26 protein-coding genes are annotated in these 26181 nt (G+C 71.6%); 17 read left to right on the top strand and 9 right to left on the bottom strand.

Annotation, left to right across the window (positions count from 1 at the left end):
* Positions 1-122 precede the first annotated feature (122 nt).
* Together NRP21_RS18155 and NRP21_RS18160 are read right to left on the bottom strand one after the other, a co-directional pair.
* Positions 123-1808, bottom strand: a complete 1686-nt coding sequence (locus NRP21_RS18155) for a UdgX family uracil-DNA binding protein (protein WP_257717639.1) — start codon at positions 1806-1808, stop codon at positions 123-125.
* Complete coding sequence (locus NRP21_RS18160; RefSeq protein ID WP_257717681.1) at positions 1801-3123, bottom strand: putative DNA modification/repair radical SAM protein; 1323 nt, start codon at positions 3121-3123, stop codon at positions 1801-1803. Before NRP21_RS18160 ends, NRP21_RS18155 begins: the two co-directional genes overlap by 8 nt.
* Before the next feature lie 143 nt (positions 3124-3266).
* Between NRP21_RS18160 and NRP21_RS18165 the strand changes: the two genes are divergently transcribed.
* The 9 genes from NRP21_RS18165 (at position 3267) to phnE (NRP21_RS18205) (ending at position 12716) form a co-directional block, all read left to right on the top strand.
* Entirely contained in the window at positions 3267-3494 is a 228-nt protein-coding gene (locus tag NRP21_RS18165; protein ID WP_257717640.1) for a DUF4170 domain-containing protein, read from the top strand.
* A gap of 610 nt (positions 3495-4104) precedes the next feature.
* Positions 4105-5616: an FAD-dependent monooxygenase gene (locus NRP21_RS18170; RefSeq protein WP_257717641.1), complete on the top strand. Its 1512-nt coding sequence runs from the start codon at positions 4105-4107 to the stop codon at positions 5614-5616.
* Between the two features lie 53 nt (positions 5617-5669).
* The gene (locus NRP21_RS18175; RefSeq protein WP_257717642.1) at positions 5670-6302 is read left to right on the top strand and encodes a MarC family protein; all 633 of its coding nucleotides are present in this window, start codon (positions 5670-5672) and stop codon (positions 6300-6302) included.
* Positions 6303-6468: 166 nt separating this feature from the next.
* Entirely contained in the window at positions 6469-7701 is a 1233-nt protein-coding gene (locus NRP21_RS18180) for an MFS transporter (protein ID WP_257717643.1), read from the top strand.
* 58 nt (positions 7702-7759) lie between these two features.
* Positions 7760-8923, top strand: coding sequence for a DegT/DnrJ/EryC1/StrS family aminotransferase (locus NRP21_RS18185; protein WP_257717644.1), 1164 nt, complete (start codon positions 7760-7762; stop codon positions 8921-8923).
* A 38-nt stretch (positions 8924-8961) separates the two neighbouring features.
* Positions 8962-9759, top strand: coding sequence for a phosphonate ABC transporter ATP-binding protein (phnC, locus tag NRP21_RS18190; protein ID WP_257717645.1), 798 nt, complete (start codon positions 8962-8964; stop codon positions 9757-9759).
* A 14-nt stretch (positions 9760-9773) separates the two neighbouring features.
* The gene (gene phnD / locus NRP21_RS18195) at positions 9774-10760 is read left to right on the top strand and encodes a phosphate/phosphite/phosphonate ABC transporter substrate-binding protein (RefSeq protein ID WP_257717646.1); all 987 of its coding nucleotides are present in this window, start codon (positions 9774-9776) and stop codon (positions 10758-10760) included.
* Positions 10761-10992: 232 nt separating this feature from the next.
* Positions 10993-11883, top strand: coding sequence for a phosphonate ABC transporter, permease protein PhnE (phnE, locus tag NRP21_RS18200; protein ID WP_257717647.1), 891 nt, complete (start codon positions 10993-10995; stop codon positions 11881-11883).
* On the top strand, positions 11880-12716 hold the full coding sequence (gene phnE, locus NRP21_RS18205; RefSeq protein WP_257717648.1) for a phosphonate ABC transporter, permease protein PhnE: 837 nt from the start codon (positions 11880-11882) through the stop codon (positions 12714-12716). The genes phnE (NRP21_RS18200) and phnE (NRP21_RS18205) overlap by 4 nt, the downstream gene beginning before the upstream one ends.
* A gap of 295 nt (positions 12717-13011) precedes the next feature.
* Here phnE (NRP21_RS18205) and NRP21_RS18210 read toward each other — a convergent pair whose 3' ends face one another.
* Complete coding sequence (locus NRP21_RS18210) at positions 13012-13500, bottom strand: GcrA family cell cycle regulator (protein ID WP_257717649.1); 489 nt, start codon at positions 13498-13500, stop codon at positions 13012-13014.
* Between the two features lie 165 nt (positions 13501-13665).
* The gene (locus NRP21_RS18215) at positions 13666-14628 is read right to left on the bottom strand and encodes an acetamidase/formamidase family protein (protein WP_257717650.1); all 963 of its coding nucleotides are present in this window, start codon (positions 14626-14628) and stop codon (positions 13666-13668) included.
* A 92-nt stretch (positions 14629-14720) separates the two neighbouring features.
* Between NRP21_RS18215 and NRP21_RS18220 the strand changes: the two genes are divergently transcribed.
* Positions 14721-15905, top strand: coding sequence for a BaiN/RdsA family NAD(P)/FAD-dependent oxidoreductase (locus NRP21_RS18220; RefSeq protein ID WP_257717651.1), 1185 nt, complete (start codon positions 14721-14723; stop codon positions 15903-15905).
* A 293-nt stretch (positions 15906-16198) separates the two neighbouring features.
* Here NRP21_RS18220 and NRP21_RS18225 read toward each other — a convergent pair whose 3' ends face one another.
* The 4 genes from NRP21_RS18225 to NRP21_RS18240 form a co-directional block, all read right to left on the bottom strand.
* The gene (locus NRP21_RS18225; RefSeq protein WP_257717652.1) at positions 16199-16801 is read right to left on the bottom strand and encodes an HdeD family acid-resistance protein; all 603 of its coding nucleotides are present in this window, start codon (positions 16799-16801) and stop codon (positions 16199-16201) included.
* Between the two features lie 78 nt (positions 16802-16879).
* Entirely contained in the window at positions 16880-17869 is a 990-nt protein-coding gene (locus tag NRP21_RS18230; RefSeq protein ID WP_257717653.1) for a Gfo/Idh/MocA family protein, read from the bottom strand.
* Positions 17870-17933: 64 nt separating this feature from the next.
* Positions 17934-18824, bottom strand: a complete 891-nt coding sequence (locus NRP21_RS18235) for a sigma-70 family RNA polymerase sigma factor (RefSeq protein WP_257717654.1) — start codon at positions 18822-18824, stop codon at positions 17934-17936.
* Position 18825: 1 nt separating this feature from the next.
* Positions 18826-19293, bottom strand: coding sequence for a carboxymuconolactone decarboxylase family protein (locus NRP21_RS18240; protein ID WP_257717655.1), 468 nt, complete (start codon positions 19291-19293; stop codon positions 18826-18828).
* 178 nt (positions 19294-19471) lie between these two features.
* Between NRP21_RS18240 and NRP21_RS18245 the strand changes: the two genes are divergently transcribed.
* The 7 genes from NRP21_RS18245 (at position 19472) to NRP21_RS18275 (ending at position 25074) form a co-directional block, all read left to right on the top strand.
* Complete coding sequence (locus tag NRP21_RS18245; RefSeq protein ID WP_257717656.1) at positions 19472-19993, top strand: CHAP domain-containing protein; 522 nt, start codon at positions 19472-19474, stop codon at positions 19991-19993.
* A gap of 336 nt (positions 19994-20329) precedes the next feature.
* A complete protein-coding gene (locus NRP21_RS18250) occupies positions 20330-20590 on the top strand; it encodes a twin-arginine translocase TatA/TatE family subunit (protein ID WP_257717657.1) in 261 nt (86 codons plus the stop codon).
* 81 nt (positions 20591-20671) lie between these two features.
* Positions 20672-21310, top strand: coding sequence for a methylthioribulose 1-phosphate dehydratase (locus NRP21_RS18255; RefSeq protein ID WP_257717658.1), 639 nt, complete (start codon positions 20672-20674; stop codon positions 21308-21310).
* A gap of 16 nt (positions 21311-21326) precedes the next feature.
* Positions 21327-21866, top strand: coding sequence for a 1,2-dihydroxy-3-keto-5-methylthiopentene dioxygenase (locus NRP21_RS18260; RefSeq protein WP_257717659.1), 540 nt, complete (start codon positions 21327-21329; stop codon positions 21864-21866).
* The gene (gene mtnC / locus NRP21_RS18265) at positions 21866-22573 is read left to right on the top strand and encodes an acireductone synthase (RefSeq protein ID WP_257717660.1); all 708 of its coding nucleotides are present in this window, start codon (positions 21866-21868) and stop codon (positions 22571-22573) included. Before NRP21_RS18260 ends, mtnC begins: the two co-directional genes overlap by 1 nt.
* A 140-nt stretch (positions 22574-22713) precedes the next feature.
* Positions 22714-23703 carry a magnesium/cobalt transporter CorA gene (gene corA / locus NRP21_RS18270; protein WP_257717661.1) on the top strand — a complete coding sequence of 330 codons (990 nt, stop codon included), beginning with the start codon at positions 22714-22716 and terminating at the stop codon, positions 23701-23703.
* A 399-nt stretch (positions 23704-24102) separates the two neighbouring features.
* Complete coding sequence (locus NRP21_RS18275; RefSeq protein ID WP_257717662.1) at positions 24103-25074, top strand: UDP-glucuronic acid decarboxylase family protein; 972 nt, start codon at positions 24103-24105, stop codon at positions 25072-25074.
* Positions 25075-25138: 64 nt separating this feature from the next.
* On the opposite strand, the gene NRP21_RS18280 is transcribed toward NRP21_RS18275, so the two are convergent.
* A complete protein-coding gene (locus NRP21_RS18280) occupies positions 25139-26071 on the bottom strand; it encodes a dihydrodipicolinate synthase family protein (protein WP_257717663.1) in 933 nt (310 codons plus the stop codon).
* Positions 26072-26181 lie beyond the last annotated feature (110 nt).

Raw genomic sequence — 26181 nt, forward strand, 5'->3', positions numbered from 1 at the left:
CCTCGCTGACGGTGCGCCTCGGCTCGATGAGCCGAGGCGACTGCAACGGCAGGACCGGGTCCTGATCGTCAGCCCCACGCCGCAAGTCAGCCCCCTGGGGCCGAACAGACCAGAACCGGCCGTCAGCGCGCCGGCAGGTTGCGGGCGGTGGCTGCGGCTTGGCCGAGGTCCTCCACGAAGCGGTCGTACTCCCGTGCCTTGGCGGCGGGGTCGGGCAGGCGCAGCAGGTAGGAGGGGTGGACGGTCGGGTAGAAGGGCCGGCCTTCCGGATCGCGCAGCAGGGAGCTGCGCACCTTCGTCACGGGCATGGCGCGGCCGGAGACGGCGCGCAGCGCGGTGGCGCCGAGGGTGACGATCAGGCGGGGCTGGACGAAGCCGATCTCGCGCTGGAGGAAGGGGCGGTAAAACGTGATGTCGCCGGCGTCCGGGGATTGGTGCAGGCGGCGCTTGCCGGTGGGCGTGAACTTGAAGTGCTTCACGGCATTGGTGACGTAGGCCTCGCCGCGGGGAACGCCCGCCTCCTCCAGCGCCTTGTTCCACAACCGGCCGGCGGGGCCGACGAAGGGCTGGCCCTTCAGGTCCTCCTCGTCGCCAGGCTGCTCGCCGATGAACATCAGCAGCGGGTGCTGCGGGCCCTCGCCCATCACGGGCTGGGTGGCGTTGGCAACCCAGGGCGGCAGGTCGTTGCGCGCCAGCAGGTCGCGGCGCAGCGCGGCCTGGGCTTCCGCGAAGTCCTCGTCGGGGGTGAGCAGGTCGGCGGGCATGGCGGAATCAACGCCGCGCGGCGCCTCCGGCTGCGCGGGGCGGATGATGGCGGGCAGGTGGATGGCGCGCTGGCGGCGCTCGGTGGGCGGGGTGGCGCCGCGGGCGACCATCTCGGCCACGCGCTTCGGGGCTTCCTGCATCAGCCGGGGGATGTCCTGGGCCTCGGGCAGGTTGCGCCAGTACTTCTGGGGCATCTCCGCGCGCATGGCGTCGGGCTTCAGGCGGGCGGGGTTGAAGATGGAGGCGAAGTAGGCGCGCCAGAGGGTCTCCGCCGCGTCCTCGGCGGGGGCGTCGGCGCGGCGGGCGCCTGGGCCGAAGCGGACCTCCTGGCCGTCCCAATGGGCGGAGAGTTCGGGCGTCAGGATGCTCCAGCGCAGCATGGCGAAGCGGCGGGTGAAGAAGCCGGATTCGGCGCGCAGGATGTGGTGCTCGGGCTCGAACCAGGCGACGAAGCGGCTCTCCGGCGCGGGGGCCGGGGCGGGGCGCCCGGGCGGGGGTGGCGGCGCCTCGGCGGGCTCCTCCAGCGGGCCGAGGTCGCGCAGGGCCAGGGCGACGCTGCGGGCGTTGCGCGCGGGGGCAGGGGTATCCGGCACCGCCACGGGATCGGGCGCGGCCAGCGGCGCCGCCAGGGTCCCGTCCTTCACCCGAACCTCCCGGAAGCGAAGGAAGGCGTGCATCTTGTGCGCGTCCCGCCGCACGGCGCGGGCCATGGCATTGGCACGGGCCACGGCCGGGTCGGCGGCGTCGTCCAGCAGGCCGCGCTCATGCTGAAGGCGGTGCAGCAGGCCGTGCAGCAGGGCGAAGCGGCCGGGATCGCGATGGCGGATGACGAGCCCGGCCAGGTCCGGGAAGCCGCGCGGCACGCGGGGCGGCGGCGCATCCGCCGGCGGCGCGGGCGGCGGGCCGTCGGCGAAGAGGGGGACGGGATCGCCCTCCGCGCGCCATTCCACGGCTTCCGGCGGAATGCCGGCCATCACCAGGGCGCGGGCGGCGGCGCGCCAGCCCTCGAAGTCGTCGGGGATGGCGAGGGTGACGCTAGGCATGGGCGAAGAGGGGCAGCTGCACGGGGCGCGGGACCAGCCCGGCCGGGAGGATGGCGGCGCGATCTGCCAGCCCGCCCTTCGGCACGAGCATGGCGCGCAGGTCGGCGCGGTCCAGCAGCCCGGCGCGCGGGTGGTGGTCCAGCGCGGTGACGAAAGGCGCGACCTTGCGGATGCTGACCCGGAGCCGCGCGAGGTCCGCGATGCGGAAGGAGCGCACGCGGCGGGAGGAGAGGATCCGTTCCACCGTCTTCGCCCCCAGCCCGGGCACGCGCAGCAGCATCTCCTTATCGGCCCGGTTGATGTCCACGGGGAACATCCAGCGGTGCTTCAGCGCCCAGGCGAGCTTCGGGTCCACCTCCAGGTCCAGCATCCCGCCCTCGCCGCCCGCCATGATCTCCGGCGCGGTGAAGCCGTAGAAGCGCAGCAGCCAGTCGGCCTGGTACAGCCGGTGCTCCCGCACCAGCGGCGGCGCCACGGGCGGCAGCAGGGCGGAGGCGTCGGGGATGGGGGAATAGGCGGAGAAGTAGACGCGCTTCAGCCGGTAGGAGCCGTAAAGATGCGTGCTGGTGTCGAGGATCGTCTCGTCCGTGGAGGCGTCCGCGCCCACGATCATCTGGGTGGACTGGCCCGCCGGGGCGAAGCGCGGCGCGGCCGCGCGCGGGCCGCCATTCATCAGCACGCGGGGCTTCGCGGCCTGGGCCCTGGCCTCCTTCGCCTCCTCGATCCGCGTCCGCAGCCCGGCCATGGCCACGCGGATGCGCCCGCTGTCCTTCTCCGGCGCCAGGGTCTTCAGGCTGGCCGGCTGCGGCAGCTCCACGTTGATGGAGAGCCGGTCGGCGTGCCGCCCCGCCTCCGCGAGCAGCGCCGGGTCGGCGTCGGGGATGGTCTTGAGGTGGATGTAGCCCTTGAAGCCGTGCGTCTCGCGCAGCTCCCGCGCCACGCGCACGATCTGCTCCATCGTGTAGTCCGGGGAGCGGATGATGCCGGAGGAGAGGAACAGCCCCTCGATGTAGTTGCGCCGGTAGAAGTCCAGCGTCAGCCCCACGATCTCCCGCACCGAGAAGCGCGCACGCCGCACGTTGGAGGAGGCGCGGTTGACGCAGTAGGCGCAGTCGAACACGCAGGCATTCGTCAGCAGCACCTTGAGCAGGGAGATGCAGCGCCCGTCCGGGGCATAGGCGTGGCAGATGCCCATCCCCTCCGTGCTGCCCAGGCCCCCATCCCGGCTGTCCCGCTTCTCCGTGCCCGAGGAGGCGCAGGAGGCGTCGTACTTCGCGGCATCGGCCAGGATCTCGAGCTTCTCGCGCAGCTCCATCGGCGCCCCTTCCGGCTGGAGGGGGAATATGGGCACCGGACCGACCCTGACAAGAACGAATAATGAACGATCCGGGCTATGGCGCTTGGGAAATCGGGCGGGCGGGAGTATGTGCTGCGGCGCAACAGCGCCGAGCCGAAGCCATGCCCGACACCTCCTACCCCAAGCTGCACTTCATCTGGGGCGGCATCTTCACGGACGCCACCTTCAGCACGCTGGAGCCCGGCACCGAGGAGAGCTACGGCCCCTACACGGACGAGAAGACCGCTGATCGCGTGTGGAACGAGAAGGCGCGGCGCAACATCGACATCGCCAACCACCGCCTCTTCGTCATCAGCGTGCCCCGGCCCGGCGGCGCGAAGGTGGGGTGATCTCCGGGAGGCGTGGACCTTCAGGCCTCCAGGCAAACGCGAGCAGTCCGTCTCAGGCCGGGGAGGAGAGCGTTCCTCCCTGGAATGCGCATCATTTCCGTCGAGTTGGTACTCGGGACGCATGTCCAGGGCCGAGGTTCGACGATCCCGGCGAACCGCTCGCATACATCCCCGGCCAGTCCTCCGGAGTTGAGTTAAGGGGAGCCTTCCGGCAGGGCGACGTTTCCTTGTCACTCCTGTGGCGCACCACGACACCAGCTTCGCCCCGTTCCGCACGGGCCGGGCACTGCCCATCGCGGGCGCGGCCTGCGGATTGAGAGATTGCGCCCCGGTTCATCGGTGATCGGCCGCGAGTGGTTGGGGATGTGGCGGTCTCTCCACTGAAACGGGCAGGAGGCCGCCTTCCGCTTCGCCGTTGTGATCCTGGCTGCCCTGCTCTTCTCTTCTCCGATCGGCCTGACGGCCACGACGACGAGGCGCCCCCATCTGGATCGCCTGGGTGACGAGGCGAGCCCTCCCTGCTTCCGCGGCTGAGGGGCCGGCGACGCACGACAAAGCCTATCCTGCGCGCTGCCGGCACGGCTGGCGCCCGGCAGCAAGGGGAGAGAGCATGGAACCCGTCCTGATCGTCGGTGCCGGCCCGGTCGGTCTGACCATGGCGGCCGAGCTGGCGCGCTACGGCATTCCCGTGCGCATCATCGACCGCAGCCCGCACCCGGCCGAGACCTCCCGCGCGATCGTCGTCTGGAGCCGCACGCTGGAGCTGATGGAGCGGATGGGCTGCGCGGAGGCCTTCCTGGAGATCGGGCACCGCGTCCATGCCGCCTCCATCCGCAGCGGCGACGCCGTGCTGGGCCGCACCGAGTTCGGCGACATCGCCAGCGCCTACAACTTCGCGCTGATGGTCCCGCAGAGCGACACGGAACGCCTTTTGGCCGCGCATCTGCGATCCTTCGGCATCACGGTGGAGCGGGAGGTGGAGCTGGTCTCCTTCGCCGCCTCCGCCGAAGGGGTCACGGCGCGGCTGGCCCATGCCGGCGGGCGCGAGGAGACGGTGGAGACGCCCTGGCTGCTCGGCTGCGACGGCGCTCACAGCGCGGTGCGCCACGGGCTGGGCGCCGAATTCGAGGGCACCGCGCAGCGCGACGATTGGATCTTGGCGGATATACGCCTGGAGGGAGAGGCAAGACCGCCCGCCGACGAGATCACGACCTACCTGCACCGGGACGGGCCGCTCGCGATCTTCCCGATGCGGGGCGGCCGCGTCCGCATGATCGCGGCCGTCGGGGAATCCAGCCCCGACCACCCGAGGCCCGCCCCGACGATCGAGGAGGTCCAGGCCGTGCTGGGGCAGCGGGCCGGCGGGGAGATCCGGGCCCTGGACCCGGTCTGGCTCGCCAGCTTTCGCATCAACGGCCGCAAGGCGCGGGACTACCGGCAGGGCCGCGTCTTCCTCGCCGGCGATGCCGCGCACATCCACAGCCCGGCCGGAGGCCAGGGCATGAACACGGGGATGCAGGACGCCATCAACCTCGCCTGGAAGCTGGCGATGGTGGCCCATGGCGGGGCAGCGCCGGCCCTGCTCGACAGCTACTCGCCCGAGCGGGGCGCGGTGGGCGAGACCGTGCTGCGGAACGCCGCCAGGCTGACGGACATGGCAACCCTCGCCCACCCGGCCGCGATCGCGGCGCGGAACCTGGCGCTCCACTTCATGCTCGGCCTCCACACCGTGCGGCAGCGCATGGCCCTGACCATGAGCGAGATCGAGATCGCCTATGCCGGCAGCCCGCTCTCGGCCGGCCGGCACGCCGGTGTGCGGCTCGCGCCCGCCGATTACGACGGCCCGCCCCCGGGCGCCGGGGCCGCGCCGCGCTTCGTGCTGTACTCCGCAGACGCCGCGCGCGGGGCGGCCCTGGCGGCGCGCTTCCCGGCCCTGCTGGAGCCGCGCCCCCGCAGGCCGCCCGTCGATGGCCGCATCCTGGTCGTGCGGCCGGACGGCTATGTCGGCCTCTCCGCATCGACGGATGCCTGGGACGAGGCGGAGGCCTACCTGCGGCGGCTGGCGCCGGGGGGAGCCGCCGAGCCCGCGGGCACGAGGACCGAAGGCACCCCCGCCGCCTGAGGCGGGGCAGGCATGTTTCCTCACCGGAATGCCAACAGCAGTGGAAGCGCGCCTTGCTCGACGACTACCGGCTCTTCACCACGCAGCTCGTGACCCTCTGGGCCGTGCTCGACCCGATCGGCCACCTGCCCCTCTTCCTCGGCGCCACCACGGCGCTGAGCGAGGCCGGGCGCCGGCGGGCGGCGTGGCTGGGCGTGGCGATCGCCTTCGGCATCCTCACCACCTTCTCCGTGGTCGGGCAGTTCCTGCTGCACGCGATGGGGATTTCGCTGCTGTCCTTCCAGATCGCCGGCGGCGTGATCGTCTTCCTCTTCGCCCTGAACATGGTGCTGGGCGAGGCCAGGGAATCCGCGATCCAGTCCTCCTCCGGGGAGGATGCGACGGCGGTGGCGATCCACCCGCTCGCCACGCCGATCATCGCCGGGCCGGGCTCCATGCTCACGATGGTCCTGCTGATGGACAACAACCGCTACTCGCCGGTCCAGCAGGGGGTGACGATCGCCGCCCTGGCGGCCGTCCTCGCCGCGCTGCTCTGCGTCTTCCTCCTGGGCGAGAGGGTGCGGCGCGTCATCGGCGCCCACGGGGCGCACCTGCTGCGGCGGATCATGGGCCTCATCCTCGCGGCCCTCGCGGTCAACATGATCCTCAGCGCGGTCGCGCTCTGGCTGCACCTGCCGGAAATTTGAGGCCGGGGTGGCGGCGGTGGCGCCGTCACCGCATCCGGCATTTCCCAGGCCGTGCGGCAAGGGCGCGCCCAGCTCCTTCTCCGGGCCCACCCTGCCACCCCCGGCATCCCAGCCCCGCGCGGGCGTGGCTGGCCATCCGCCGGGACGGGGCCCACCATGGCCGGGCATGCCTGCCCCGCCCGATGACACCGCAGCCCGGACCCGCCGGCTGATCCTGCTCTATGGCCTCACGGCCTTCTCCACGAGCCTCTCGGCGCGCAGCCTGGACCCGATCCTGCCGGAGATCGCGCGGGACCTGGCCGTCTCCACGGACCGGATCGCGCTGCTCGCCACGGCCTTCGCCCTGCCCTACGCGCTGATCCAGCCGATCCTCGGGCCCGTCGGCGACGCGCTGGGCAAGCGGCGGATCATCGTGATCGCCACCATCCTTACCGGCCTGGCACTGATCGCCTGCGCGCTCTCGCCGGGGGCGGGGCCGCTCTTTGTGTTCCGGGCGCTGGCGGGGGCAGCGGCGGGTGGCGTGTACCCGCTGATCATCGCCACCTTCGGAGACCGGGTGCCGGTGGCGCAGCGACCGGTGGCGCTGAGCCAGCTGCTGGCCTTCAGCATCATCGGGCAGATCGGGGGCGGGGTGCTCTCCGGGCTCGTGCACGGGCTGGTCGGCTGGCGGGAGATCATCGGCCTCGGCGCGGTGCCGGTGCTGCTGGTGGCGGCGGTGCTGTGGGCAGACTTGCGGCGCGATCCGGAGCCGCCGGCGGGCCGGGTGGATGCCGTGGCCGCCTTCCGCCGCTACGGCGAGATCGTGCGGCTGCCGATGGCGCGCCGGGTCTATGCCTCCGTCTGGGCCGAAGGGCTCCTGGTCTTCGGGCTGCTGCCCTTCCTGGCCGCGCTGATGGCAAGCTGGGGCATGGGCGGCCCGCTGGAGGCGGGGCTGGCCATCGGCGCCTTCGGCCTGGCCGGGGTGGGCTACGCCCTCGTCTCGCGGATCATGCTGGCGCGGCTGGGGCTGCCGGCCATGATGCGCGTGGCGGGGGTGCTGGCGGGGCTGGGCTTCGCCATCGTCGCCCTCTCGGGCGGGCGCGGGGCCGGGGCGGCGCCCCTGCTGGCGGCGCTGCCGGTGATCCTCGGCCTGTTCCTGGTCGGCATGGGCTACTTCACCATGCACAACGCCCTGCAGACCCGGGTGACGGAGGTGGCGCCGAAGGCCCGCGGCTCGGCGGTGGCGCTGCACGCCTTCTCCTTCTTCGTCGGGCAGTCGCTCGGGCCGCTGCTCTTCGGTGGGCTGGTCACGGGGCTCGGGGCGATGGTGGCGCTGCTGGCCTGCGGGGCGGCGATGCTGGCGCTGGGCCTCGTCCTCTCCCGGGTCATGCGGATGCCGGCCAGGGGGCCCGCCGCGTAACCCTCGGATACGATCCTTGATTTCGACGCCCCCGCCGCTTTGGGCTAAGGGGGCGCCCATGGCGCAAGACCCCTCTTCCCTCCCGCCCATCGGGCTGTTCGACGTGAAGGCCCAGCAGGCGCTGATCCGGCCGGAGATCGACCGCCGCATCGCCGCCGTGCTGGATTCCGGCCGCTTCGTGCAGGGGCCGGAGGTGGAGGAGGTGGAGCGCGCGCTGGCCGCCTTCGCGGGCGCGGGCCACTGCGTCGGCGTCTCCTCCGGCACGGACGCGCTTCAGATCGCGATGATGGCGGAGGGGATCGGGCGCGGCGACGCCGTGTTCCTGCCCGCCTTCACCTACACGGCCACGGCCGAGGTGCCGCTGGTGCTCGGCGCCACCCCCGTCTTCGTGGACGTGGACCCGCAGACCTTCAACATCGACATCGCCGACCTGAAGAACCGCATCGCGCTGGTGAAGGCGGAAGGGAAGCTCCGCCCCCGCGCCGTGGTGGGCGTGGACCTCTTCGGCCTGCCCGCCGACTGGCAGGCGATCGAGGCGATCTGCGCCGAGGAGGGCATGTTCGCCCTGGACGACGCCGCGCAGGCCTTCGGCGGGGCGCTGAACGGCAAGCGCCTGGGGAACTGGGGCGGTGCGGCCGCCCTTTCCTTCTATCCGACGAAGACGCTGGGCTGTTACGGCGATGGCGGCGCGCTGTTGACCAACGACGCGGAGAAGGCGGAGCTCTACCGCTCGCTGCGAACCCACGGCGAGGGCAAGACCCGCTACGAGGTGATGCGCACCGGCATGAACGGCCGCCTGGACACGATCCAGGCCGCCATCCTGCTCTGCAAGCTGCCGCTGCTGGAGGATGAGCTGACGTCCCGCGCCCGCGTGGCCGCCGGGTACGACGCCGCGCTGGCAGGCAAGGTGCAGACCCCCGCGAAGCCGGCAGGGGCGGAGAGCGCCTATGGCCTCTACTCCATCGCGCTGGCCGATGAGGCGCAGCGGACCCGCGTGCAGGAGGCCTGCAAGGCCCGCGGCGTGCCGACGGCGGTGTACTACCCCCTGCCGCTGCACCATCAGCCCGCCTACCGGGAGGCCCACGCCTCCGCGCTCGGCCAGGTGCCGCCGCTGCCGGTGAGCGAGGCGCTGTGCAAGCGCATCCTGGCCCTGCCGATGCACCCCTACCTGGACGACGCGCAGGTGACGCGGGTGACGGAGGCGGTGCTGGCGGGGGTCTGAGGCCGCCCTATACTGGCCCTGCAACCGCAGGGCCGGGGATGCTCGAACTTCAGAACCTGACGCGCCGCTTCGGCGACCGCGCGGCCGTGGATGGCGTCACCCTCGCCATCCCCGACGGCGCGATGGTCGGCATCATCGGCCGCTCCGGCGCGGGCAAGTCCACCCTGCTGCGGATGGTCAACCGCCTGACCGAGCCGACCTCCGGCCGCATCCTGCACGACGGCGTGGACGTTACGGCGCTGCGCGGCCGGGCGCTGCGGGACTGGCGCACGCGCTGCGCCATGATCTTCCAGGGCTTCAACCTCATCGGGCGGCTGGACGTGCTGACCAACGTGCTGGTCGGCCGCCTGAACCACCGCCACGGTCCCCTGGCCACGCTGAACTCCATCCTGCTGAACTTCACCCCGGCCGAGCGCGCCATGGCGCTGGACGCCCTGGATCGCCTCGACCTCTCGGAGCAGGCGCTGCAGCGGGCCGAAACCCTCTCCGGCGGCCAGCAGCAGCGCGTGGCCATCGCCCGCGCCCTGCTGCAGGAGCCGCGCCTGATCCTGGCGGACGAGCCCATCGCCTCCCTCGACCCGCACAACGCCCGCGTGGTGATGGAGGCGCTGCGCGACGTGAACCGGCGGGAAGGGCTGACCGTGCTGGTGAACCTCCACCACCTGGACACCGCCCGCCGCTACTGCGACCGCATCGTCGCCATGGCCGCCGGCCGCGTGGTCTTCGACGGCCCGCCCGCCGCCCTGAGGGCCGCGGAGGTCCAAGCCATCTACGGCGTGCCGGAGGAGGCGCTGGAGGCGGAGACGCCCTCCCCCTCCGGCGCCCTGCCTGCCTGAACCCGAGGCCCGCCATGCCCAGCCGCCGCGCCCTCCTCTCCGCCGCCCTCGCGCTGCCCGCCCCCTTACTCATCCCGGCGGCCTTGGCAGCACGGCGCACCGCCGACCCGGACACCGCCTTTCCCCAACCCGGCCGCCGCCCCTGGGCGGATGCCATCGGCACGCTCCGCATCGGCCTCTCCGGCGGGGAGAACGAGGTGGACCGCCTGGCCCGCAACGAGCCCTACCGCGCCCTGCTGGAGGAGACCTTCAAGCTCCCCGTCCGCCTCTTCTCCGCGCCGGACTTCGCCGGGCTGGGCCAGGCCTTCGCCGCCGGGCTGATCGAGGTGGCGCAGATGGGCGCCGCCAACTTCGCCGGCACCTGGGCCGAGACGCGCGGCGCCATCCAGCCCCTCGTCGCCCCGGAGGGCGAGGACGGCACGCTGGGCTACGTGGCCGTGATGATCGTGCGCTCGGATTCCGGCATCACGGATCTGGCTGGGATGCGCGGCAGGTCCCTCGCCTGGGCGGATCCCAACTCCACCTCCGGCTACTTCGCCCCGCGCGCCGCGCTGCGCGCCGCCGGCATTGACGTGAACACCTACTTCTCCCGCACCGGCTTCGCGGGCGGCCACCAGCAGGGCATCGTCGCCGTGCTGCACCGCCAGTACGACGCCACCTGCACCTGGGCCTCCGGCGTCGGCGACGTCTCCACCGGCTATTCCCGCGGCGCGCTGAAAGCCATGGTGGACAACGGCATGCTCGACATGCGCGACCTGCGCGTGATCTGGACCAGCGACACCATCCCCGCCGGCCCCGTCGCCTGCCGCGCCAACCTGCCCGACACCTTCAAGAACGACATGCGGGACTTCCTCCTCGCCCTGCCGAAGGTCCACCCGGCCATCTACCAGGGCATCGAGCGCGGCGGCGGAACCGGCTTCCGCACCGTGACGGCGGAGGACTACGCGCTGGTGCTGAAGCTGCGCGAGGAGGAGGCGGCGGAACGCCGGCGGCGGCGGTGACGGTCCTAGTGGCCCCCAGGGGGAAGAAAGAATCCTTCCCCCTGGAACCCCCATCATCTTCTTCTAATAGGCTGCCGCGGAATGCTGCGCTGGGGTCTCGCCGAGCGGCCATGCCGCTCGGCGCGAGACATGGCAGCCCGGGGATCAAGGGCGGGACAGCGATCAGGGTATCCACGGCAGTCCCGGAGAAAAAAATGATGGGGGTCTGGGGGAAGAATTCACTCTTCCCCCAGTGGCGCCCCCTCTGACCACCGCAGCAGCACAGCGCGGCGAGGCCGCCTTCCAGGCCGCGCGCCGCGCGAAGCGGGGGCGGGCGCTGCTGGGCGTGGCGCTGTTCCTGGCCGCCCTGCTGGCCAGCGCGTGGATGAGCGAGTTCCACCCGGCGGCGCTGGTTGCCGGGCTGCCGCGCGCGGGGGACTACTTCGTGAAGCTGCTGCCGGAGCTGCGCTGGGGGGCGCTGTTCGGCGGTTGGGAGACGGAGGGCAGCCTCGCCTTCTGGTTCTACCGGCTGGACAAGTGGGCGCTGCTGCTGCTGGAGACGGCGAATATGGCGGCGCTGGCTACGCTGGCGGGCGGGGCGGCGGCGCTGCTGCTCTCCTTCGCCGCCGCGCGGAACACGGCGCCGAACAGGTGGGCGTACGTTCTGGCCCGGCGCGGGCTGGAAGCGGTGCGGACGGTGCCGGAGATCGTCTACGCGCTGATCCTCGTCTGGGCCTTCGGGGTGGGGCCGCTGGCGGGCATCATCGCCATCGCGCTCCACACGGCGGGCGCGCTGGGCAAGCTGTTCGCCGAGGCGATCGAGAACGCAGCGATGGGGCCGTGGGACGCGGTGCGGGCCGCGGGCGGCACCTGGGTGCAGGCCTGCCGCTTCGCGGTGCTGCCGCAGGTGGCGCCGAACGTCGTCAGCTACCTGCTGCTGCGGTTCGAGATCAACGTGCGGGGCGCGAGCGTGATCGGCTTCGTCGGCGCGGGCGGCATCGGGCAGGAGCTCTACCTCGTCATCTCCCAGAACTACTACGAGGAGATCTCGGCCATCATCGTGCTGATCGTGATCGTGGTGGCGATGATCGACCTCCTCTCCGACCGCGTCCGCCGCGGGCTGGTGGGGGAGGCGCGCGCATGAGCGGGGCGCGCATCGACCACTGGAAGGCGGCGCTGCCGGAGGCCTTCGCCCTATCCCCGCGCCGGCGCGCGTGGCGCCTGGCCGGGGGCGCGCTGTTCCTGCTGTGGTTCGTCTGGGCGCTCTGGCTCTTCGACATCACGCCGCAGCGGCTGTGGAACGGGCTCTCCGGCCTCTTCGTCATCATCCGCCTGATGATCCCGCCCTCGCCCGGGGAGCTGTGGCAGGACATCCTGCAGGGCATCGCGGAGAGCGTGGCGATGGCCTTCCTCGGCACCGTGCTGGCCGCGACCTTCGCCATCCCGCTCGGCTTCCTCGGGGCGCGGAACGTCGTCACCGCCACGCTGCTGCGCTTCTCGCTCCGCCGGGTCTTCGACGGGATGCGCGGCGTGGACCAGCTGATCTGGGCGCTGGCCTTCGTGCGCGCGGTCGGCCTCGGGCCGCTGGCGGGCGTGCTCGCCCTCTTCGTCTCCGACCTCGCCACCCTCTCCAAGCTCTACGCCGAGGCGATCGAGAACGCGGACCGCCGCCAGGCGGAGGGGGTGGTGGCCGCGGGCGGATCGCGCCTCATGGCGGTCCGCTTCGGCATCCTGCCGCAGGTCCTGCCTGTCATGCTGGCCCAGGCCCTCTACTTCTTCGAGAGCAACACGCGCTCCGCTTCCATCCTCGGCGTGGTGGGCGCGGGCGGGATCGGGCTGCAGATCGCCGAGCGCATCAAGGTGCGCCACTGGGACGAGGTGGCCTTCATCATCATCCTGATGGTCGTCACCGTCGCGGTGATCGATTGGATCGGCGGGCGCATCCGGCGGCGGCTGATCGGCGGGCGCGGTGCGTGATGGACTGGAGGGAGGGGAGAAGGAATTCTCCCCTCCCTTGGAACCCACCCCTCGTCTTTCTTAAGGGGGCTGCCGGGGAATGCGGGGCTGGCGGTTCGCCGAGGGGCCACGACCCTCGGCGCGGGGCATGTCTTCCCGGCACCAACTCGGAGAAAAAGATGATGGGGAACCAGGGGGAAGAATTCCTTCTTCCTCCTGGTGGAGGGCACGGGAGGCAAAGCCTCCCGAAGGACCAACAAGAAAGGCGCCGGTCCCCCTGACCGGCGCCTTTCCTGTCACGCGATGTCGCTGCCGTTCAGGCAGCGTCCTCGCGCCGATCGCGCGCCTTCACGTAGGCAATCGAGGCGTGCTCCAGGCAATAGGGCTTCCCGGCGAAGGACTCCGACGTGCAGAAGCGGAACTCCGGCGTGCCGGGCTCACCGATCGGCCAGCAGCAGGTGCGCGCGCCGCTGCGCGGGAAGGGGCGCACCACGGCGGGCGCGGCAGAGGGCGCCGCGGCGCGCATCGCGGGCACCGGCGGGCGCGGCGCGGCGGGCATGACGGGGCGCGGCGCCGATGCGGCGACGGGCGCGACTGCCACCGCAACGACGGGGCGCGGTGCGGCGGCCGATGCGGCGGCCTGTTCGCGCTGGATCGGGCTCGGGCGCGCGGGCAGGTGCAGGCGATGCGCCTTGCCCACCACGGCGTTCTTCGAGATGCCCATGCGGCGCCCGATCTCGGCGGTGGAGTGTCCTTCCGCCCAGAGTGCCCGCAACTGTTCGATCGCTTCCGCTGACCAGTCCATCGCGTAACCCCCGTCAACGACGATACAAGATACGGTAGGTCAGCCAGTTGCCCGCCCACAAGATGACGGCCACGAAAACTTGTGGACGGAAATGTGGGCGATTCTGTGGACAGGAATCAGTGTGTGAATCGGATCAGCCGTTTCCCCTGCCCACTTCACACGTCGCTAGAGGATGACACCTTTCCTCAACATTCCGTGCACGCCCTTCTCGCCGTTCACGGTTTGAGTCACGCGGAAATCTACCGCGAGCGAGCAGAACTGATAGGCGTCCGCCGGAGAGAGGTTGGTGCGCGCGGCGATGAAGCCGATCATCTCGCGCAGCGCCTGCTTCATCGCCAGGTCCAGGTCCTCGTTCATGCCCATGGTGATGAAATGCGTGGGCGTCTCCGCGCGCGGGAAGCGCAGGATCGGGTCGCGCGCACCGCCGCCCTTCTCCACATGCAGGCCGAAGGTGCCGGTCAGGCTCGTCTCCAGCGCGTTGATGCAGACCTCGCCATCGCCCTGCACGCCGTGGCCATCGCCCGCCGAGAACATCGCGCCCGGCACGTGCACGGGCAGCCACAGGGTGGTGCCCTCCACCAGCTCCTTGTTGTCGAGGTTGCCGCCATGCGCGCGCGGCTCCTTCGTGGAGATGCGGCCCCATTCCGGCGGCGGGGCCACGCCCATCACGCCGAAGAAGGGGGCGAGGTCCAGCTTGATCCCGCCGCCCATGGGCAGGGTGCAAGTCTTCGCCGCCTGGTCCACGGGGATGTGCAGCATCCGGCGGAAGGGAAAGTCCTCCGGCAGCGTGCCCATCAGCGGGCGGAAGCCGCAGAAGCCCCAATCCGTGCCCAGCTCGATCCTCTCGATCTCCACGCGCAGCGCGTCGCCCGGCTCCGCGCCGCGCACCTCCACCGGGCCGGTGATGATGTGCCCGACCAGGCCCGCCGTGTTCGCCGCGGCAATGTCGCGCAGGGCCTGCGGCACGGTCATGCCGCTGCCCTCGCCCGGCACGGCATCGCCGAGGCCCGAGACGCATTGCAGCGTCACGCTCTCCCCGGCCGCGATGCTCGCCACGGGCGGGAAGGCGGCATCGAACTGGCCGATGCGCGTGGTCTGCGGCGTGGCGGGGACGAAATGCGGCATCATCGATTCCTCCGGGCCGCCATTCTTGCCCGCGCGGCCCGGCTTGGCGAGACGGCCTTGCGCGATCCGCCGCGGGGCGCCAAGGGAGGCCGGAGATGACCGAGACCTTCGACGCGATCATCCTCGGCGCCGGCGCCGCGGGAATGATGGCGGCCTTCACCGCCGGGCGGCGCGGCCGGCGCGTGCTGCTGCTGGACCATGCGGAGGGGCCGGGGGCGAAGATCCTCATCTCCGGCGGCGGGCGGTGCAACTTCACCAATCTCGGGGTGGAGCCGGCGCGCTTCTTCTCGGCGAACCCGCATTTCGCGCGCTCCGCCCTCTCCCGCTACACGCAGCGCGACTTCATCGCGATGGTGGAGCGCCACCGCATCCCCTACCACGAGAAGACGCTCGGCCAGCTCTTCTGCGACGGCTCTGCCCGCGCCGTCGTGGAGATGCTGCTGGCGGAATGCGACGCGGCCGGGGTGGATCTGCGCCTCCGCCACCGCATCACCGGCGTCTCCCGCGCAGATGTCTTTCAGGTGGAGACGAACCGCGGCACCTTCGCCGCGCCCGCGCTGGTGCTGGCCACGGGCGGCCTCTCCATCCCCAAGATGGGCGCGACAGGTCTCTCTCTCGACATCGCGCAGCGCTTCGGCCTGCCCGTCGTGGCGCCGCGCCCCGGCCTGGTGCCGCTGACCTTCGGTGAGTCGGACCTCGCCCTCATGCGCCCCATCTCCGGCGTCTCGCTGCCCGTGGAGGCGCGCGCGGGCAAGGCGCGCTTCGCGGAGGCGATGCTCTTCACCCATCGCGGCCTCTCCGGCCCCGCCATCCTGCAGGTCTCCACGCCCTGGCGCCCGGGCGAGGCAGTCGCGGTGGACCTGCTGCCCGGCCTGGACGCCACCGCCTGGCTGCTGGCGCGCAAGACTGAGCGCCCGCGCGCCGCGCTCCACACCGTCCTGGGCGAGCACATGCCGCAGCGCCTGGCCGCCGCCCTCGGCGCCACCCTGTTCCAGGAGCACGCGCGGCCCGTGGGAGAACTCGGCAACAAGGCCCTCTCCGCCGTCGCCGCGCGGCTGAAGAACCTCTCCCTGATGCCCACGGGAACGGAAGGCTACGCCAAGGCCGAGGTGATGGCCGGCGGCGTGGATACCGCCGCCCTCTCCTCCCAGACCATGGCGGCGAATGCCGTCCCCGGCCTGCATGTGGTGGGAGAGGCAGTGGACGTGACGGGATGGCTCGGCGGCTACAACTTCCAGTGGGCCTGGTCATCGGGGTGGTGCGCGGGGATGTCGGTCTAGGTCCTGCGATCGTGGGCCAGGAGGGAGAAGGAATCGTCCCTTCTGGACCTCCCTCATCTTCTTCTATTGGGCTGCCGCGGAATGCTGCGCTGGAGGTGCGCCTGAGGTCATCGACCTCAGGCGGCCAACAGGGCGGCCCGGACCGGCACGGAATCGAAGTGCCTGCGGCGCTGCCCTCTGATCATCGTATCCGCGGCAGCCCGGACGCTGGGGTCTGGGGACCCCCGTCGGGGTCCCCAGCGGAGGGGTCCAGGGGAGGCGGCGCCTCCCCCGGGGCAGCAAGCGCCGCCGGATCAGCCCGGCGTCGGGTCGTGGTGGATGCGGCGCAGGCGGAAGGCGAGGCTGATGAGGAGGATGCCGCCCACCACCGCCTGGATCGCCACCACCCAGATCAGCGCCAGCAGGCCGGCGCCCGGCGCCGCGGCCAGCCAGAGCCCGATGAGGATGCCGATCGCCCCCCAGAGCCCGAGCAGCCAGCTGCCGCTGCGCCAGGCCAGGACGATGCGGAAGATCCCCGTGGCGATGGACCAGGCCGCCACCAGCAGCACGAGCACGATGGCCGATGCGATGGGCATGGCCATCAGCACCACGGCCGCGACGAGGGAGAGGATGCCGTCCACCCAGAGCCAGCCGGAATGGGGCCGGGCCGGGCCGGGGAGTGGGGCCGCGCTTCGGCCCGTGGCGGCCTGCCAGAGGGTGAACGCGCCGTCCAGCGCCAGCCAGGCGGCCAGCACGCCGAGGATGACGGCCAGCCCCAGACCCGGCGCCAGGAAGGCGAAGACCCCGAAGAGGATCGAGACCACGCCGCGCAGCAGCAGCAGCCACCATCCGCTGGCCAGGGCGCGGACCACGCGGAAACGCCCCTCGGCCGGGGTGGGAAGGGTGGTGGCGGACATGGGCGGCGGCTCCTTGCCGGGGATCGACGCCGTTGCAGCGGGGCGCGGGGCGGAAGGTTGCGCCGCCCCGGAGGCGCGCTACCCGGCCGCCAGGATCGCCTCCACGATCTCCTGCACTTCCAGCGCCTCGCGCAGGGTGGCCAGGGTGTGGGGCTCGCCGCGGGTCATGGCGATCACCTTGTCCATCTGGCCGCGCAGGACCATCGGGCGCATCCGCTCATTGGGGATCGCGTCCGGGGCCGTGGCCCAGCCTTCCGCGCTCTCGCGCTCGGCGATGGACCAGTCGCGTAGGCGGATGGCGCCGGCGGGGCCACGCAGGGTCCAGGCATTGGTGTCGTCGCGGTCGGTGGTGCCGACGCCGCCGCGAAGCGTCACGGGAACGCCGCCGGCGGTCAGGCGGGCTTCCACGGCGGTCTCGGAGCGGTCCTCGCCGGGATAGGTGGCGCGGGCGGATTCCAGGGCCAGCGGGCCGAGCAGGCGGCGGGTGAGGAAGAGGAAGTGGGAGACCACCTCCCGCGTGAAGCCGCCCTCGGCGCGGCGGGAGAGCCAGGAGGCGGCGTCGTGCTGCCAGGGGCGGGGCCAGGTGGCGAAGGCGACCTCAATGGAGAGGGAGTCCGGGGCGCCGACCGCGCCTTCCGCCATCCAGGCGCGCAGTTGGGCTATGGCAGGGGAGGAAGCCATGGGGAAGTTCACCCCGGCGCGCGCCCCTTCCGCCTCGGCGCGGGCGACGAAGGCGCGGGCGGCCTCCGTGTCGTGGGAGAGCGGCTTCTCCAGCAGCACGGAGCGGCCAACGGAAAGGGCGGCACCGGCGAGCGGCAGGTGCGCTGCGGGCGGGGCGGCCACGTAGAGGCAGTCGCAGCCCGCGATCACCGCCTCCGCGCTCTCCAGCATCGGCAGGTCCGGGGCGATGGAGGCGAGGCGGGCGGCGGCCTCGGGCGAGGGGTCCCACACGCCGGTCAGGCGCAGCGGGGCGCCGTGGTGGTCCAGGGCGGCGCGCACCAGGCGCTCGCCCATGATGCCGAAGCCGACGATGCCCAGTCGAACGGTCTCGGGATGCTCGGAAGCCAAGATGGATGCGCCCCTGTGCGTGAGGCGGCGGAAGATGGCCTCCGTCCCGGTTCCGCGCCAGCCCCTAGCCGGGCAGGCGTTCGCGCAGCGCGCCCAGCTTCTCGGGGTTCCGCATCACATAGATCGCGACGATGCGGCTTTCCACGATCTCCAGCGTCGTGGCCTGGGGCAGGCCGTCCGCCTCCAACGTCACGTAGCCGGGCAGGCCGTTCAGGCGGCCGAGATGCAGCAGTGCCTCGGGTGGCGGCACCTTCCGGGCCAGCCCGGCGAAGAAGCGGCCCACCTTGTCCGCGCCGAAGATGAGGTTGCGGGCGGCAGGACGGATGCCGCCGCCATCGGTGTGCAGCACCACGTCCTTCGCCAGCAGGTCTCGCAACGCGTCCTCCCGCCCATCCCGCGCCGCGTCCATGAAGGCGCGGGCGATTCGCTGCGCCTCCTCCTCCGTCACGGATCGCCGGGGCTCGGCCTCGCCCAGATGGGCGCGGGCGCGGCTGGCCACTTGCCGGCAAGCGGCCTCGCTGCGGCCGAGAAGGGCGGCGATCTCCGTGAAGGGCGTCTCGAACAGGTCGTGCAGGATGAAGACCGCCCGCTCCGCCGGTGAGAGCCGCTGCAGGGTGAGGAGAAAGGCGACGGAGATGTCCTGCGCCCGCTCATGCGCCGCCTGCTGCGGCGCCTCCTCCGTGGACAGCATCGGTTCCGGCAACCAGGGGCCGACATAGCTCTCCCGCCGGTGGCGGGCGGATTTTAGGTGGTCCAGGCTCAGCCGCGCCGTGGCCTTCAGCAGCCAGGCGCGAGGCAGCTCGATCTCGCTCCGGTCCGCGGCGTTCCAGCGCAGGAAGGCTTCCTGCGCGATGTCCTCCGCAGTGGCGAGGGAGCCGGTCATGCGGTAGGCGAGCCCGATCAGCTCACGCCGCAGCGGCGCGAAGTGCTCGGCCGGATCGGGCCCGCCCGCCACCTTAGGCGGCCGCCTCGGCCCGTTGGGGCAGCACGCCGGGCACGCTGCGGAAGCCGATGGCCAGCCGGTTCCAGGCGTTGATCGTGGCAATCTGCATCGTCAGCTGCACGATCTCCTCCTCGGTGAACTGCGCCTTCAGCGCGTCGTAGTCCTCGTCCGGCGCGTGGGTACGGGAGACCAGGGTCAGCGCCTCCGTCCAGGCCAGGGCCGCGCGCTCCCGGTCCGTATAGTTCGGCGCCTCCCGCCAGGCATCCAGCAGGAAGAGCCGCGCCGGGCTCTCTCCGGCCTTCATCGCGTCCCTCGTGTGCATGTCGATGCAGAAGGCGCAGCCGTTGATCTGGGAGGCGCGGGTCTTCACCAGCTCGATCAGGCTGTGCTCCAGACCGCCGGAGGCGACGGCGCGCTCCAGGCTCATCATGGCTCCCAGCAGCTTGGGGGAGGTGGCGAAGTAGTCGAGGCGGGGCGTCATGGCGCTCTGTCCTTTCGGGTTGTTCGCCTATAGGACGAGGCAGCCCCCGCCGGTGTGACACGCCCGCCGAAGTTTTCTCGCCCGCCCCCTTTCCGCCGCATCCCGGCGCTGACTTCGCCACCGCCGCCGCGCTAGTCTGCCCCGGGCCTCGGGGGAGGCCCGAGGGGGTTTTCCGATCGTGTCCGCTCTTCTCATGCGGCTGCTTCTGCTCGCGCTCGCGGGCGGCGCGCTCTCCGCCTGCGGTGCTTCGCGCAGCGGCCCGATCGCGGCCGGCTACGGCTACGAGGCGAGCGCCGGCTACCAGTCCTGCGTGCCCTATGCCCGCGCCCGATCCGGCATCGACCTGCGCGGCGACGGCTGGCAGTGGTGGGAGGCCGCCGCCGGCCGCTATGACCGCGGCCAGAGCCCCCGCCCCGGCGCCGTCCTCGTTCTCCAGCGCACCTCCCGCCTGCGGGACGGCCACGTGGCCGTGGTCGCGCGCGTGATGGGCCCGCGCGAGATCCGCGTGGACCACGCCAACTGGGCCTCCGGTGGCCTGAAGGGTCGCGTGGCCCGCGACCAGGCCGTGATCGACGTCTCCGAGCGCAATGATTGGTCGGCGGTGCGCGTGTGGTACCCGCCGGCGAACGTGGTGGGGAATACCGTGTTCCCGGCCTATGGCTTCATCCTGCCCTATCGGAGCTGGGCCTCGGCGGAGTAGCGCTTATGGCCCCGGGGGAGGGAAGGGATTCCCTCCCCCTGGACCCGAGGCGGGTTGCAAGCCCCGCATTCCCCGGCAGCCTCATGGAAAAAATGAGGAAAAGGGGGCCGGGGAGGGGGGAATTCCTTCTGCCTCTCCCTGGGGCCGCCGGCGCGCCAAATGAAGGAACCTCCATCTGCCCATTGCGTCCGGCCCGCGCATGGCCCATGTCCCCTACCGGATTTCCACAGGGCCTGGGCGGGCCGGTTTACCCCCGGGATGCGTGGCCCTAGTCTCCAACCTGGAACGTGGCACGGGCCGCCGGCCCGGCACACATAAGGATCTACGGGGCGTCACATGGGTTCGTTCAGCATCTGGCACTGGCTCGTCGTGCTGCTCGTCGTGCTGCTGCTCTTCGGCAGCGGCAAGATCAGCGGGCTGATGGGTGACCTCGCCACCGGCATCAAGTCCTTCAAGAAGAACATCAAGGAGGACGAGCCCGACGCGTCCATGGCGGACACCACCGCCGTGCCGCCCGCCGGCAACCTGCCCCCGCCGACCGTGGGCACGGCCGCGGACACGAACCGCACCACCGTCCGCCAGCCGCCGACGGTCTGATTTCCTTTTCGTGCCCAACGGCGCGCCGGTCCCCAGGGCATCCCCCTGGCGGCCGGCGCGCTGCTGTTGAGGAGGCGGCGCGTGCCCGACCCCATTCCGCAAGGTGCGATCCCCTCGGCAGCCATCGAGGCCATCGTCTCCGCCGGGCGGCGGATGGCGGAGCGCAACTGGGTGCCGGCCACCGCCGGCAACATCTCCGTCCGGCTGCCGGGGGGGCGCGTGGCCATCACCCGCTCCGGCTTCCACAAGGCGCATCTGGACGCGGGTGCCGTGATGGCGGTGGACATGCAGGGCGCGCCGGAGAACCCGGCGCTGCGCCCCTCCGCCGAGACGGGGCTGCACTGCGGCGCCTACCGCGCCTTCCCTGAGGTGGGCGCGGTGGTGCACGGCCACTCCATTGCCAACACCGTCCTCTCCCGCCGGGCCGGGGATTCCATCCGGCTGGAGGGGTACGAGCTGCTGAAGGCCTTCCCGGGCCTGGCCACGCACGAGGCCGCGGTCGAGATCCCGGTGCTGGACAACGACCAGGACATCCCCCGCCTGCAGCGCGCCGTGGAGGCGCGCTGGGGAAACATGGCCGCCCCGATCCTTCCCGGGTATTTGATCCGCGGGCACGGTGTCTATGTATGGGGCCCCGACATGGAGGCCGCCCTGGCCCGCCTGGAGGGACTCGAATTCATGCTGGCCTGCGAGATGGCCGACCTTTCGATCAACAGCTAGCGGGGAGGTTCCGCCCATGAGCCGCCTTGTCGTCCACGACGCCACCACCAACGCCGTGCTGCAGGACACGCAGGACGCGGCGGAGATCGCCAGCACCCTGTCCGCCATCGGCGTGCGCTTCGAGCGCTGGCCGGTCGCTGACCTGCCCGAGGGCGCGGATCCGGAGACGGTCCTGGCCGCCTACCGCCCCCGCCTGGACGCCTTCATGGGCGAGACGGGCGCGGGCACGGCCGACGTGATCCGGCTGACGGCCGACAACCCGCAGATCGACGCCATCCGCCAGAAGTTCCTCTCCGAGCACCTTCACACCGAGGACGAGGTCCGCTTCTTCCACGAGGGCGCGGGCAACTTCATCCTGCACGTCGGCGGCAAGGTCTACGACGCCCACTGCACGAAGGGCGACCTGATCTCCGTGCCCGCCAACACGCACCACTGGTTCGACGCCGGCACCCGGCCGAACGTGACGGCGCTGCGCGTCTTCACGGACACCACGGGCTGGACGCCGCACTACACGGGCACCGACATGTCGGAGCGCTTCCCGGCCAAGTTCGGCTGATGCCCGTCCGGGCCGTCGTTACCGACATTGAGGGCACGACCAGCGCCATCGCCTTCGTGAAGGAGACCCTGTTCCCCTTCGCGGAGCGGGCGCTGGACGGCTTCCTGGCCCAGCACGGCGGGGAGCCGGCCGTGGCCGCCATCCTCGACGAGACCCGCGCCCTGGCCCCCGGCCAGGACCCGGCCGAGGCGCTCCGCGGCTGGATGGCGCGGGACGAGAAGGTCACGCCGCTGAAGGCCCTGCAGGGCATGATCTGGCGCCAGGGCTTCGAATCCGGGGCGTTGAAGGGGCACCTCTGGCCGGATGTGGCGGCCTGCCTGCGCGCCTGGGCCGCGGCCGGGATCGCACTGCGGATCTACTCCTCCGGCTCGGTGGAGGCGCAGCGCCTTCTTTTCGGCCACACGGAGGCAGGGGACCTGACGCCCCTCCTCTCCGGCTTCGACGACACCCGCACCGGCCCGAAGCGGGAGGCTGACTCCTACGCCGCCATCGCCCATGCGGCCGGGCTGCCGCCAGGGGAGATGCTCTTCCTCTCCGACGTGGCGGAGGAGCTGGACGCGGCACAGGCGGCGGGGATGCAGACCTGCCAGCTCGTCCGCGCGGCGGACGGCACGGTGGCCAGCAACCGCCATCCGGCCTGCGCCACCTTCCCCGAGGTGGCCGCCCGCTTCGGCCTGCCCGCGCCGGACGAGCCGCCCCCCGCCTGAGGCGGGGTTCTCCACCCTGTCATCCCGCCGCGCTGGCCCCGTTCTGCGCGCGGGGCTAGAGCGGGTGCGCCCCGGCCGATTCGGCCGGCGGCGCGAACCGCCGCCGCACGCCCACTGCCCGGACCCCGGGGAAGCCGCCCATGATGACCACCTACGCCCTCCGCAACGGCGCCTGCGACGTGCATGGCGGGCTGGACACGGCCGAATCCATCGCCGCGGCGACCTGGATCGACCTGCTGAACCCGACGCCCGAGGAGGAGCGGGCCGTGCAGGACGCGCTGCACATCGAGGTGCCGACCCGCGAGGAGATGCAGGAGATCGAGAGCTCCTCCCGCCTCTACAAGGAAGGGGAGGTGCTCTTCCTCACCGCCTCCTTCCTCTACGGCGCCGAGGAAGGGGAGTTCGGCTCCACCCCCATCACCTTCGTCCTTGCCCCCACCGCGCTCGTCACCGTGCGCTACGCGACGCCCAAGGCCTTCTCCGTCTTCGCCGTGCGCGCCCAGCGCCAGGCCCTGCCCATCCTCCGCACGCCGGACGGGGTGATGCTGCATCTGTTCGAGCAGATCGTGGACCGCCTGGCCGACATCCTCGAGCGGACGGCGAGCGAGATGGACCGCGCGAGCCAGACCACCTTCCGCAACGCGCGCAACATGCAGGTGAAGGCGAACAAGCGCGACGTGGACCTGCGCCAGGCCCTCCTCACCCTCGGCCAGGTCGGCGACGTGACGACGCGCGCGAGCGACACGCTGCTCGGCCTCACGCGCATCCTCACCTTCCTCGGCGCGGAGAAGGCGAACGCCGTCCGCAAGGAGAACCAGGTGATGATCAAGACCCTGGTGCGCGACGTGCGGTCCCTGATCGACTACGCGAACACGATGAACGGCAAGGCGCAGTTCCTGCTGGATGCCGTGCTGGGCATCATCAGCATGGACCAGAACGGCATCATCAAAACCTTCACCGTCGCCTCCGTCGCGCTGATGCCGCCGACCCTGGTCGCCAGCATCTACGGCATGAACTTCGAGTTCATGCCCGAGCTGAAATGGGAACTGGGCTATCCCTGGGCGCTGCTGCTGATGGTGGCGAGCGCGCTTCTGCCGATCGTGTACTTCAAGCGGAAGGGGTGGCTCTGATCCCGCGCTGATGGTCCGTCCCGAGGAGAGGAAGATGGAAGTCTTCCTCTCCCCCGGACCCCTCACCATCATCTTTTTCTTCGTGTTGGATTCACTTCGCTGGCGGTGCGCCTCGGGTCGATGACCTGAGGCGACTGCAAGCGCAGGATGGAGTCCCGATCATTGGCGCCACATCTCAAGCCAGTCCCCGCGGCAGCCCGATCGCAGGGGTCTGGGGACCCCCGCTGGGGTCCCCGGCGGGAGAGGTGTAGAGAGGGCAGCGCCCTCTTCACGGCCCGCTGCACCCATTCTTGTGATTTCTTGTGACAGTTTTCGGCGCATAGGCTTTGTAGATGATGCCGAGTCTGGCCTTTTCCCAACCGGGGGAGCGGTGCCGGGCGTAGGCCGCGAGGGGTGCCGATGCATACAAGAAAGCGCGTTCTGGTCACGGGCGGGGCCGGGTTCCTGGGCTCGCACCTCTGCGAAAGACTCCTGGAGCGCGGCGACCACGTCCTCTGCCTCGACAACTACTTCACCGGTACGCGGGACAACATCGCGCACCTCCTGCAGAACCCGTATTTCGAGGTGATCCGGCACGACATCACCTTCCCGATCTACGTGGAGGTGGACCAGATCTTCAACCTGGCCTGCCCGGCCTCGCCCGTTCACTACCAGCACGACCCGGTGCAGACGACGAAGACGAGCGTGCACGGCGCGATCAACGTGCTCGGCCTCGCCAAGCGCCTGCGCGTACCCGTCTTCCAGGCCTCCACCAGCGAGGTCTATGGCGATCCCACCGTGCACCCGCAGCCCGAGGCCTATTGGGGCAACGTGAACCCGATCGGCCTTCGCTCCTGCTACGACGAGGGCAAGCGCTGCGCGGAGACGCTGTTCTTCGACTACCACCGCCAGCACAACCTGCAGATCAAGGTGGCGCGGATCTTCAACACCTACGGCCCGCGCATGCACCCGAACGACGGCCGCGTCGTTTCCAACTTCATCGTGCAGGCGCTGCGGGGCGAGCCCATCACCGTCTATGGCGAGGGGCAGCAGACCCGTTCCTTCTGCTACGTCTCCGACCTGATCGAGGGCTTCATCCGCATGATGGAGTCCGGCCCCGACGTGACCGGCCCCATCAACCTCGGCAACCCCGAGGAGTTCAGCATCCTGGAGCTGGCGAAGATGGTGCTGGCGGAGGTCGGCGGGCCGAGCCGCCTCGTCTACAAGCCGCTGCCCAGCGACGACCCCCGCCAGCGCCGCCCGGATATCGGCCGCGCGAAGGACCTCCTGGGCTGGGAACCCCGCGTGCGCCTGAAGGAAGGGCTGCGCGCGACCATCGCCTACTTCGAGGAAGAGCTGCGCCGCCACGCGGTGATGCAGAGCCTGGCCTAGGCCCTGCAACGGCAGGGCGGCCCTCCTGGGGCCGCCCTCATGGAACGATCGAGGAAGGGCGCGATCAGGCCGCGTTCGCCTGCCGCCCCGCCAGAAGCCCCCACTCGCCCAGCCGCTGCTGCAGCAGGGTCGCCTGGCGATCGGTCAGCGGCCAGGCACCGGGCGGGCGGACATGGCCGCAATCCTGGCCCATGAGCGCCAGCGCCGCCTTCACCACGGAGACGTTGGTGCCGTTGCCCTCCTCGGCGCGCAGCTCCTCGAAGGCGCTCATCGTGGCGATCAACTCGTTCGCACGGGCGTAGTCGCCGGCGGCCAGGGCCGAGTGGATGGCCACGGAATGCTCCGGCCACACGTTGATGAGGCCGGAGGTGAAGCCGCGCGCGCCGACGGCGGTGAAGGGTGGCGCCCAGACCTCGGCCAGCCCGCCCACCCAGACGGTGGAGGGATCGGCGCGGCGGATGGCCTCGGCGAGCTTGAGGGGCGAGGGCGCGGCCCACTTCACACCGGCCACGCCGGGCACGGCGCAGAGCTTCTCGATGGCGTCCAGCCCGATGCCGTCATTGCGGAGATAGAGGACGAGGGGCAGCCCGTCCCCGGCCTCGGCCACGCGCTGCACGTAGGAGACGACGCCGCGCGGGGCGACGAAGGGATCGGGCGGCTGGTGCACCATCAGCGCGGAGGCCCCGGCAGCGCGGGAGGCGCGGGCGAGCGCCACGGCATCCCCGATGCTGCGGCCGACGCCGGCCACCACGGGCACGCGGCCTTCCACCATCTCCGCCACGGCGTGGACCATCGTCTCCGCCTCGGCGGTGGTCAGGCCGTAGAACTCACCCGTGTTGCCGTTGGCGGTGAGGATGTGGACCCCGGCCTTCACGGCGCGGTCGATCACCGGGCGCAGCTTGGCGGGGGCAACGCGGTCCTCGGAGTCGAAAGGCGTGACGAGAATGCCGGAGATGCCGGGCAGCGCCGCCAGGACGCGGTCGTTGGAGGATGCCATGTCTTGGGTCTTTCCTGGTCGTCCGCGCAAACTGCTATAGCAGAATGAGCCAAGCGGCAAGCGCCAAGCTGCGCCCTTCCGGATTCGCGCGGCAGCCCGGGCGTGCTATC

The organism is Roseomonas populi (assembly GCF_024594815.1).
Lineage (GTDB): Bacteria > Pseudomonadota > Alphaproteobacteria > Acetobacterales > Acetobacteraceae > Roseomonas > Roseomonas populi.